Below are 10,998 nucleotides of genomic sequence, written 5' to 3'. Positions count from 1 at the left end.
CAGGATCTATTAATTCACTAAATTGTTCTAGGGTGTCTGGAATCCTTTTATGCGTCTCATTAATAGCGTCTTGTAGTCTCATAGTAAAATAGCCCATCTACTTATTAGATGGGCTATTTTATTACTTTTATTGAGTTTTTGCCTTAACTGACTGGCATTAGGCCTAAGCTGGGTTTTTATGGTCGTTTGAAATTATCAAGTTAACGGTTAATAAATTAGTATGATAATTCAGCGCGACGGTTTTCAGCATGAGAGGCTTCATCAGTACCAGTAGCCACAGGACGGTCTTCGCCATAGCTAATGGTTTCAACGCGAGCATCGGTAACACCTTGAGAAGCTAAGTAGTTTTTAACGGCTTGGGCACGGCGTTCACCTAGAGCATGGTTGTACTCACGGCTACCGCGCTCATCCGTATGGCCAGCAACTAACACAACGGCATCAGGATAATTCTTTAAGAAGGCAACTTGTTCGTTTAGAACATTCGCAGCTTCGGCATCAATGGCACTGCTGTCAAAGGCGAAATGAACAATGCCACGTACATTTTGGGCAGCGGCTTGGACTTCTGCTGAGTTATTTACTAAAGGACCGGTTTGATAGGCTGCGTTACCTGGCACTGCCATAGGAGCTACTACAAACTCAGAAGTTTGAGGTTTGCTAGCACAGCCCACTGTGGTTAAAAGAGCCGCTGAAAGTAGACTGATTGCCGAAATTTTTAATGATGAATACATATTAGATCCTTAGATTCCTAAAAAGTGTTGTGAGCTTATGTTCTTACTTATGTTGTTGTAACTTGCTCATTAACCAACACCACATGAATGGCCAAATACAATTATTGTAAATATAGCACATTTAAAAGCAGATGTTACTTTATGTAAGTAGTTTTACTGTAAATTTATATCAGGATAATGACAAAGTTTCAAAAATTAAACAAGCATTTTATCTGACTAATGCAGCGGTAAAGGCGAGTATTATTGTAAAACTTCAATAAAAGTCCTGGTTCTTCACACTACCATCTATATTTATCAAAATTTTCAGGGTTGGCCCAGTATTTGGCATTCAGCCAATCGGGTCGCTGTTTATAGTCATAGAGGTTAAATTGCCAACTCACAAAATCTGGTACCTCATCAGAAGTTTCAATGGGGTGAGCAATATAGCCTAAGCAAGTAAAGTTAAGCTCACTTAATGGCGTATAAGTCAGTAATAAGCTTTGTTCAGCAAATAAATCTCGTAGTCTAATAGCAATAGTGTTATAGGTTGCAACACTAGCTTTTGCCTGAGTCTTATCCGTATTAGATTCAGAATTCAGATAGAAAGGCTGTACCAAACATCCGAGCGTATAGTGTTTATTGAAGGGCATAGCCTCAAACTCAGTCAGTGTTAAGCTATCAATGACAAGGTTTGGATGCTCTTTTATTAATAACTGACAAAGTAGCTCATTGATCTGATGATCACTCACTAACAATATACAAAATGGCGAGCTGTCTTGTTGGTTACTTTGTGCTTCAGACTCTAGAGGCAAGGTCAATTGATGCACAACTTGTAGAATATGGGCAGCCATAGCATTTAGATATGAGGTGGTTTTTGGGTCGGGTGTTAATGACATAGTTTACACTTTAAAGAATGAATTATTTGCCGAGCTAGAACAATAGAGGCAGTAGGGTATAGATAACATATTTTACCCCTAATGTGTTTAAAAACAGGCAGAATGTTACAATATAAAAGCTACTATTACCGCTAAATAAAGACCACCAAAAAATAAAGAGATCCCTATGACAGATTTAATTAATACTGATGCCAAAGACAATGCCATGATTGTGGATAGCCTAATGCCAGATGCTCCAGAGCATAATCCTGAAGCGGTTGAGGCAACGGCTGATAATGGCATACAGAAGATCTATCTAAAAGATTATACCCCGCCAAGTTATTCGGTGGAAAAAGTAGAGTTGGACATCAAGCTTTTTGAAGATCATGCCACGGTCGACAGCGTGTTGACCATGAAAAGACAACATCCAGGAGATTTGGTGTTGTTGGGTCAAAATATGGAACTGTTAGCGATTAGTATCAATGATGAGGCGTTGGTAGAAGGTGATTATCAGCTTGATGAAGGTCAGTTGACTGTCTCTGATGCCCCAGATGATGCTGTGGTAAAAATCTGTGTGCATCATCAACCACAAAAAAACACTGAACTTGAAGGGCTGTATATCGCTGGAGAAGGCGATGAGGTTATGTTTGTAACCCAGTGCGAGCCAGAAGGCTTTCGTAAGATAACCTATTATCCAGATCGTCCAGATGTTTTATCGGTATTTACCACTCGCTTAGAGGCGGATAAGAAGTTTCCTACCTTATTAGCCAATGGGGATCTTATCGAGTCAGGAGAGGTGGCGGGGGACAGCAATCGGCACTATGCGATATGGCATGATGTCAGCAAGAAACCAAGCTACCTATTTGCTTGTGTCTTTGCGAATTTAGCAGTATTAGAGGACAGCTATACCACCATCGAAGGTCGTGATGTCAAACTACAGATTTATGCAAAAGCGTATGATATTGATAAATGTCATGTCGCGATGCAAGCGTTAAAAGACTCCATGCACTGGGATGAGGTTAATTACGGTAGAGCCTATGATCTCGACCGTTATATGATCGTGGCAGTGAGCCAGTTCAATATGGGAGCGATGGAAAACAAAGGTCTGAATATCTTTAATACCTCTTGTGTACTATCAAGTCCTGAGACCACGACTGATGCACGCAGCTTTAGCGTGAAATCTATTATTGCTCATGAATACTTTCATAACTGGACTGGAAACCGTGTGACTTGTCGCGATTGGTTCCAGTTGTGTTTAAAAGAGGGGCTGACAGTCTATCGTGATCAGTCCTTCTCAGCCGATCATCAGTCGCCTGCTGTGCAGCGCATCGATGACGTGTCTATGTTACGCGCGTATCAGTTTACCGAAGATGCAGGTCCTTTGTCACACCCACCGCGTCCAAGCAGCTTTGTAGAAATCAATAACTTCTATACCACCACGGTCTATGAAAAAGGGGCAGAGGTGGTACGTATGTTGGCCAATACTTTAGGTGAGGAGTACCGTCAAGGAACAGACACCTACTTTGAGCGTTATGATGGTCAGGCAGTGACTGTGGAGGACTGGCTATCGGCATTAAGTGCCCAAGGTAAATCTGTTGAACACTTCATCGACTGGTACACTCAGCCGGGTACACCTGAGGTATCAGGTCATCAAAGCTTTGAGTTAGGGGAAGGTAATGTTGGCAAGCTGACAGTGACTTTATCGCAAAAGACGCGTCAGGTAGAAGGCTATGAGGCACCAAAAGCATTGCCTATTCCTGTGGCTACAGCCTTATTTGATAGAAGCAGTGGCGAGCTAATTGAAGAGCGCTTGTTAATGCTAGAAAAAGAGACACAAGACTTCGTGTTTGACAATGTGAGCACAGTAGAGGGTGTTGAGCCGATCGTCTCTGTATTGCGTGATTTTAGTGCTCCGGTACAAATGAAGTATCAGTATAGTGAAGCAGATTTGGCCTTCTTATTGGCTCATGAAACCAATGGCTTCAACCAGTGGCAAAGTGCCCAAGCCTTGGTAAATAAAATATTACTGCAAAATAACGAGCCAGACGTATATCTACAAGCGGTCAAAAAAGCGTTCTTAAGTTTGGTGCAAGAAGATGCGATGTTAGCGGCTAGAATTCTAGATATTCCTGCTGAGCGTGAGCTTGCTTCAGCGGTTAATAGTGATTATCAGCCAAGCATTATGAAGCAAAAGCGTGACCAGCTAAAAGCCAATCTAGCACAGTATATGCTCGATGATTGGCAACAGGTCTACCAGCAGTTACCCATAGAGGATTATGAAGACACGCCGCAAGCCAGAGGTAAGCGGGCACTACGTAATGTGGTGCTGGATATGGCGCTTACTGCCGGTGTTGAAGAAGCACATGACTGGGCTTACGAGCAGTATCAAACTGCCCGCTGTATGACTGAGCGTTTGGGAGCTTTAAGTGCCATGGTCAACTATGAACATCCTCAAAAGCAAGCGGTACTTGATGACTTCTATCAACGCTTCAATAAAGAAGCTTTGGTAATGGATTTATGGTTTAGTGTCCAAGCTGGAGATGAAACTGCCTCTATTGCTGATATTGCAGCCCTTATTGAGCGTAAAGATTTTGATTGGGGAACGCCTAATAGAATCCGCGCTGTTGTGGGTAGCTTTGCTGCACAGCCCACCAAGCTGTGGACTAAAGAGGGCCTGCAAACCTATATTGCTGTGGTAAAAAAGCTAGATGAAACTAACCCAGTATTGGCCTCGCGTTTATTACAAACCTTATCACGCTGGTATACATTGGTAGAGCCTGTACGCACAGAAGCTAAGCAGCAATTGCAACACTTAAGTAAGCAGGTTAAGTCGAAAAACGTTACTGAAAGTCTGCATACGATTTTGAAGGCGGGCTAGTCTAAAGCTTGTTGTATCTCTTTATATGAGTAAAAGCTTATATAAATAAAAACGCCCAACATATTATGTCGGGCGTTTTTTTATAAGTATTGAAAGCTATAGAAGCTAAATTAGCGGTTAGGTAGTACATCCTTAACGGTGTTGCGTAAGTTGCGTAAAGAGGCAACCGTACTGTCCCAGTCTAAGCAGCCATCAGTAATAGACTTACCGTATTCAAGCTGGCTTAAATCGCTGTTTAGTTTTTGATTACCACCTTTTAAGTGACTTTCAATCATAAGCCCCATGATAGATTTGTTACCATTACTGATTTGCTCAGCTACGTTTTGGATGACCATAGGCTGCAAATAAGGGTCTTTACCTGAGTTAGCATGGCTTGAGTCAATCATGATTTTTACCATGGCATTGCCTTTTTCTAGCTCATTTTCAGCCTGTTCGACAGAAGACTGATCATAGTTTGGCTTACCGTTACCACCACGCAGTACTACGTGAGCGTATGGGTTACCTTTTGACTTGATGATACAGACCTGACCATCGCTAGATAAGCCTAGGAAGTTATGACCTGATTTGACTGCATTCATTGCATTCACTGCGACAGTCATACCGCCATCAGTACCGTTTTTAAAGCCAACAGGGCACGATAGGCCAGAGCTCATTTCACGGTGGGTTTGGCTTTCAGTAGTACGTGCACCAATGGCTGACCAGCTGATTAAGTCTTGTATGTACTGCGGTGTATTAGGGTCCAGTGCTTCTGTGGCACAAGGTAGGCCTTTTTCATTTAAATCCAATAATAGCTTACGGGCAGTACGCAGACCCTTTTCAATATCAAAGCTATCGTTCATATCAGGGTCATTAATTAGACCTTTCCAGCCCACAGTGGTACGCGGTTTTTCAAAGTAGACACGCATCACGATGTAGATACTGTCTTTAAGCTCGTCTGCAAGCTTAACCAGTTTATCCGCATATTCATGAGCCGCTTTAACATCATGAATAGAGCAGGGGCCAACCACCACTAATAATCGCTTATCGGTGCCATCTAGAATGCTCTGGATAGTAGTACGACCCGTCAGTACCGTGTTATATGCAGTTTCAGATAGCGGATACTCGGCTTTTAGGCTATTAGGAGTAATTAAAGGGATAAACTTTTCAATATTCACGTCATCAATATCTGCTGTATGGGTAGTCGAGTTTATAGTCATATTTATATTGCCTAGTTTAAAATATTGTTAAAAAAATTGGGAAGTTAATTTTTGGTATAACGTTATAAGACAAGTTGTGATAATCATAAGAAATAACTTATAAGCTTAAATATCATAGAGTTATGTAGCCCGTTCTGAGCTAAAGCTTGTTAGCTTAAATAAGTCATAACTTTTAGTTAGGGATAACTTTATTATGGAGGGTTATTCTATGATTGACAAGTGTTAAGCTATCCTTATTGCTTCATATAGGGAATGACCCCTACAAATTTTTGTTATACTGTGGGCTCGATTTGACGATTTATATCATGCCTCCCATACCTAAAGTTTAAATTCCTTCTAATCCTTTGATATTAAAGTAGAGTTAGCTATGTTAGCAAGTGCTTCAGGGCAAGTTAAGCCTATAAACACTCAAGACCCCACCAAGCCGCTAGTGATTGGCATAGTTGCAGGAGAAGCTTCAGGCGACAGCTTGGGGGCAGACTTTATGGCCCAAGTCAATGACCTCATTGAAGATGTGGTCTGGGTAGGAGTAGGCGGGCCTAAGATGAAGTCACAGGGCCTGCAGTCTTTATTTCCCTTAGAGCGCTTAGCAGTAATGGGTTTGGTAGAGGTAATGTCGCAGCTCCCTGATCTATTAAAGGCGCGAACAGAGTTGGTTTCTGCTTTTATTGACGCCCAAGTAGATTGGTTTATTGGCATTGACGCCCCAGACTTTAATTTGAGAGTAGCCAAAAAACTAAAACCAAAAGGTATCTTTTGTGTGCAGTATGTAAGCCCCTCAATTTGGGCTTGGCGAGAGTCTCGTATTGAGTCGATAAAGAAAGCCACCCACTTAGTATTGTGTCTGTTCCCATTTGAGCTTGAGGTTTATCAGCGTCACCATCATCCTGCAGTTTGTGTTGGCCATCCTCTACTACACAATCTGCCAAAAGACTTGGTAGAAATCGAAACTCATGAACAGCGACGTGAGCTGATTTGGAACAACTCAGAGCTGCATAACTTTTTTGCCAATCGTAAAGAAGATATTAGCCAGATGATTTGCTTGATGCCAGGCTCTAGACGTTCAGAGATTAATGCTATTTTGCCCTTAATGTTAAATGCGGTGAGTCGACTGTTATTGGTTGATGAGAAGCTGTGCTTTGTTATTCCCACCATAGATAAGAATCATCAGTACATCGTAAAAGATTTAATAGAGCGTCAAGATGAGTCTTTGAGAAAAGCTGTGGCGGTAGCTTATGATGAAACGCAGCAGCAACAAGACTTTAGCCAGTCCATTATGGCGATGTCAGATCTGATAGTTCTGGCATCAGGGACAGCCACTTTAGAAGCTATGTTACTTAACCGCCCGATGGTCGTGGTATATCAGATGAAGAAACTGACCTATGCCATAGCCAAACGCTTGGTAAAAGTACCTTATGTGTCTTTGCCAAATATCTTGGCAGGAGAAAAGATTGTGCCCGAGCTGCTTCAGGAGCAAGCCAATGGAGACAGTATCTGCCGCACGGTAACACGGTTGATGACACCGCAGGCTTATCAAGAGCAGCTAGACCGTTTAGAGGAGACTTCTACTTGGTTAAAGCAGCAAAGCAGTCAGAGTGCTGTGTCAGCTGTGGTGAATGCTTGGCATGATCATCTCAACCAAAATCTTGTTATTAAGTCACAGGGCTGATACGACCCCTTAACCTCTATTTTTACTAATCACTAAGCAGTTTTTCAATGACCTCTTTTCATAATACTTTAACCGAAATAACCTTACTCTCATCTACCGCCCAAAATAGCTTGCCGATGCCCTTGGGTGCCCCTATTAAAATTGAGGGAAACATCAATCAACAGCTATTAAATAATGAGCTACAAGATCTTCAGCAACTATTAAACACTGCAGTTACTGAGCAAGCTTCTCAGGGTAATAACTTAATAAAGTTTGATATAGGCATTGATGAGGTAGGGCGGGGTCCCTTGTATGGCAGTGTGGTGGTGTCAGGAGCGATTTTACCCCAGATATGGTCTGCTGAAATTGAGCAAAATCCCTTGCAGGATACCGCATTATCTATACTCACCGACTCCAAAAAATTAACCGAGTCAAAGCGTGAGCGTCTTTTTGACCCCATTAAGCAGCACGCTTTGGCCTATATAATTGTTGAAATACCTGCTGCAGTTATTGATGAAGTCAATATTCTACAAGCTACTATGCTTGGTATGAGAGTGGCCGGCGAGCAGCTGATGATTGCGATTGTAGACACCTTGCGCTCAACTGTGACACCTTCAATTGAGCCAAACGTTCGCTTTAATCTATTAGTAGATGGTAATAAATTACCAGATTTAGATTGGTCATTTCTACAACAATATGGGGTAGGTAACTTCTCTGGTTCCAAGTGCTCGGTTTATGGTGAAGCTTGGGTAAAAGGGGACGCTCGTCACAGTGCCATAGCCGCAGCGAGTGTGTTGGCTAAAGTCAGTCGTGACAGACAGCTTATCGCTGATGGCGCTACATACCTAGGCTATGGTCTCGAGGGTCATAAAGGGTATCCTACCAAGGCTCATATTGAGGCCATACAGCAATTGGGTGTATTACCCCAGCACAGACGCAGCTTTAAACCGATTCAGCAGGCTCTTGAACAACACAGATGAAAAAACAGACGCTTCAAGCGTCTGTTTTTTTGGCAATTAATCTACTAAAAGGCTATTTACGCTCAGTTTCAATGGGATGCTGCTTTAAGTGCTGGTGTAGAATTTTGCGTAAAGTTAATACTGCCTCTGGAGTATCTTGAATACTATGACCGCCTTTAATGATTGTTTCTGAGGCAGCTCCTTCAAGATGAGAGCTGGCATAAGGAACAATTCCGTCAGACAAGGCAGGGGTAACTGATTGAGCAATATCAGTAGTAGCCTCTTTGATTTTATTAGCGGCATCTTGACCGGCGCTATTCTCACTGCTTGTTGCTGTGCCGCTTGAGTTCTCAGCTGCACTCACCTCAGTGTCTTCTTCTACGAAGCTTGGCAACGTACTGACACCAGCAGTAAGTACATCAGGAGCTGTCTTATCTGACAAGCTGGTACTAGGCGCTGTTGTCAGCTTCAATCGCATGAATCCATTGTAGATATCCGAGTCTCTATTAGCAATAATGGAGTGATAGGTCACATCATCAGCAATTTGTAAATCTGCAGTCAGCTTCATAAAAGACGACTTGTCACTTAATTGACTGGCTCCGTTTTGGAAATAAAGCGCCCCGAGAGGGTTGCTAGCAAGCTCACCTTCACTGGCAATACTGGCTAGGTTACCAGTAATGGTTTGGATAAAGCCAAGCGGCAAATGCACCACACGTCTTAACAGCTGGGTAAACCATCTATCAGCGAAATCTGTTCCTCTAAATGGAGCAGAAATAAAGACTGCGGTATCGACACTTTTTAGCTGCTTTAATTGCAATCTATTAAGCACATTCTCTCTATCCAACTCATTGTTAACCAGCTTACTAAGGCGTAAGGTGCTTTGCTCTTGGCTCAAGCGGTGGAAGTTATCTTGAAGGTTTTCATTAGAAACCAACATGCGTCCAATAACTGCGCCCATGCTATGACCAATCAATACTGAGTTTTGACTGGCTATATGCTGTGAGTTAGGATCATTAATTTTGTAGGCGCTCTCAATGAGCTCTTGTATTCTGTAGCGGTTTTCTAAAATGGGAATATTTGTGGGATAAAATATTTGCCATACTTGATAGTTATCGCGCAGTTCATCATCACTGGCAATATCGTTGGTAATACTGATCCAAGTGGCTGGGCTTGAGGCCAATCCATGCAACATAATGATAATGCGTTTATTGGGGTCATAAGGCTCAAGCATGAATAGCTGAGGCAACACTAAACTTTGCTGCTTAGATAATAGGTTGAAGTAGCCTACGTTATCTAATCTATTTTCAGCCAACCACATGCCATAACTTGCGGAGAAGTTAGCCGCTAAATAGTAAGGTTTACCAAGAATATCCACACTTTCAGTATGATGTGGGTTGTATAAATTAATGTCGTAACGGTTACTGTCTAAAACCTCTTTTAGGGTAGTTCCATGGGGAATTACCAAGCTGGTCAACAGTAAGTTGCCGGTCAGATGAATTCTATCGAGTGGGTTTTCTGAGTTTAGTTTTTTATTGTCTGAAGTGATTAGGCCTTTTACGGAAGTATCCAGACGCTCGTCAAATAAGGTGACGTAGCTAATACCAACACCTTCACGTTCACTGATGCTATTTAGGCCAGAGAAGCTTAAGTCATGGCTGGCATAAAGCGCATCAATACTCTTGTTATGAGTTTCAGTGTTTTGTAGGTACTCAGGTTCATTGGGCAAATAAAGATCGATAGAAGTAGTTACCCCTTGTTTGATTGAAGACTCAAAATCAGTAAAGGCTTCATCATCATTACCAGATGAGGTTGAGGGTTCTCCTTCCTTTTTAGCCGCTCGAGTGTTAGCTAGGTATTTATCTTGCTCAATAGGCGGAAAGGTAAAGTTAAGAACCTTTATTTGATCTCCGTATTTAACCCCATTAGCATCGTCTAATTCATTGGTTTTAGAGGATTGGCTATCACTGACTAGCTGTGTATTGATAAACGACGTTACTTTATCCGCTTGCTGAGTATAATCCTTATTAGCATATAACTGCTTGAGCAGGGCATCAGAGGCGGCTTCATAGACATCCTGAGTTTGAATGTCTAAGTTACTCGATAATTTATTAGGTTTATTTTTTATATTAAGCTGTGTCGCGGTACTAGGATTTAACTGAGCATAGAATAGATAGGCGTAACTGTATTTAATGGCACTTAATAAATTATCTCGATAAGCGGTATTGCACTCCCGTAAATACAATAGAAAATCCGCATATTGTTCCTCCGTTTTAGGGGCATTGGCATAGTAAGGATCAATAGGAGGGCGGGTGATTCTTTGGACACATTTCTCAGATTCAGCAATGGATTTAGCTTTGGCTAAGTGCAGCTCGGCCAATAATGCCAAATGTTCTTTATTATTCTTGTTTAAGATGCCTTTATCCACTCTATTAAGGCATTTATTAAAGTCCTTCAAACACTGATCTTGAGGCATACCTATCGAAAGCAGTTGAGAGGTGCTTTTATTACTTAAGTCAGACCGAGTAACAATATTACCTCGGTTATTGGCAATGGTTCTACTGGAGTCTTTTTGGCTAACAGAAACGGTGCTACAAGAAGCCATAACTAAAACGCTTGAGGCTAAAGCAAGGCATGTAGCCAGTTTAGATGTTTTGAAATTACTATGCATAAATAGGGCCATAATCAATGACTTAGACAATAAAACAGTAATGTTTTATTTATTTAAATAAATAGCG

7 protein-coding genes are annotated in these 10,998 nt (G+C 41.8%); 3 read left to right on the top strand and 4 right to left on the bottom strand.

The genetic code is table 11. From position 1 onward, the window contains the following. Positions 1–215 precede the first annotated feature (215 nt). Complete coding sequence (gene pal / locus A1019T_RS08995) at positions 216–728, bottom strand: peptidoglycan-associated lipoprotein Pal (RefSeq protein WP_077451353.1); 513 nt, start codon at positions 726–728, stop codon at positions 216–218. A gap of 278 nt (positions 729–1,006) precedes the next feature. Continuing rightward, positions 1,007–1,603, bottom strand: a complete 597-nt coding sequence (locus tag A1019T_RS08990; protein ID WP_077451352.1) for a DUF6231 family protein — start codon at positions 1,601–1,603, stop codon at positions 1,007–1,009. A 223-nt stretch (positions 1,604–1,826) separates the two neighbouring features. On the opposite strand from A1019T_RS08990, the gene pepN reads away from it, so the two are divergent. Next, positions 1,827–4,460 carry an aminopeptidase N gene (pepN, locus tag A1019T_RS08985; RefSeq protein WP_244156603.1) on the top strand — a complete coding sequence of 878 codons (2,634 nt, stop codon included), beginning with the start codon at positions 1,827–1,829 and terminating at the stop codon, positions 4,458–4,460. 110 nt (positions 4,461–4,570) lie between these two features. Here pepN and A1019T_RS08980 read toward each other — a convergent pair whose 3' ends face one another. Continuing rightward, positions 4,571–5,656 carry a 3-deoxy-7-phosphoheptulonate synthase gene (locus tag A1019T_RS08980; protein WP_077451350.1) on the bottom strand — a complete coding sequence of 362 codons (1,086 nt, stop codon included), beginning with the start codon at positions 5,654–5,656 and terminating at the stop codon, positions 4,571–4,573. 367 nt (positions 5,657–6,023) lie between these two features. Between A1019T_RS08980 and lpxB the strand changes: the two genes are divergently transcribed. Beyond that, positions 6,024–7,325, top strand: coding sequence for a lipid-A-disaccharide synthase (gene lpxB / locus A1019T_RS08975; RefSeq protein WP_077451349.1), 1,302 nt, complete (start codon positions 6,024–6,026; stop codon positions 7,323–7,325). Positions 7,326–7,372: 47 nt separating this feature from the next. Then, the gene (locus tag A1019T_RS08970) at positions 7,373–8,284 is read left to right on the top strand and encodes a ribonuclease HII (RefSeq protein WP_077451348.1); all 912 of its coding nucleotides are present in this window, start codon (positions 7,373–7,375) and stop codon (positions 8,282–8,284) included. A 52-nt stretch (positions 8,285–8,336) separates the two neighbouring features. Here the strand turns inward: A1019T_RS08970 and A1019T_RS08965 are convergent, their stop codons facing one another. After that, entirely contained in the window at positions 8,337–10,865 is a 2,529-nt protein-coding gene (locus A1019T_RS08965) for an esterase/lipase family protein (RefSeq protein WP_244156602.1), read from the bottom strand. Positions 10,866–10,998 lie beyond the last annotated feature (133 nt).

It is taken from the genome of Psychrobacter piechaudii (assembly GCF_900162825.1).
Taxonomy (GTDB): domain Bacteria; phylum Pseudomonadota; class Gammaproteobacteria; order Pseudomonadales; family Moraxellaceae; genus Psychrobacter; species Psychrobacter piechaudii.
The sequence above is the reverse complement of the archived record's forward strand: the minus strand, read 5'-3'. Positions and strand labels throughout refer to the sequence as shown.

Coding starts and splice junctions, on each gene's coding strand:
- pal (WP_077451353.1), bottom strand. CDS start 728: ATGTATTCATCATTAAAAATTTCGGCAATCAGTCTACTTTCAGCGGCT.
- A1019T_RS08990 (WP_077451352.1), bottom strand. CDS start 1,603: ATGTCATTAACACCCGACCCAAAAACCACCTCATATCTAAATGCTATG.
- pepN (WP_244156603.1), top strand. CDS start 1,827: ATGCCAGATGCTCCAGAGCATAATCCTGAAGCGGTTGAGGCAACGGCT.
- A1019T_RS08980 (WP_077451350.1), bottom strand. CDS start 5,656: ATGACTATAAACTCGACTACCCATACAGCAGATATTGATGACGTGAAT.
- lpxB (WP_077451349.1), top strand. CDS start 6,024: ATGTTAGCAAGTGCTTCAGGGCAAGTTAAGCCTATAAACACTCAAGAC.
- A1019T_RS08970 (WP_077451348.1), top strand. CDS start 7,373: ATGACCTCTTTTCATAATACTTTAACCGAAATAACCTTACTCTCATCT.
- A1019T_RS08965 (WP_244156602.1), bottom strand. CDS start 10,865: ATGGCTTCTTGTAGCACCGTTTCTGTTAGCCAAAAAGACTCCAGTAGA.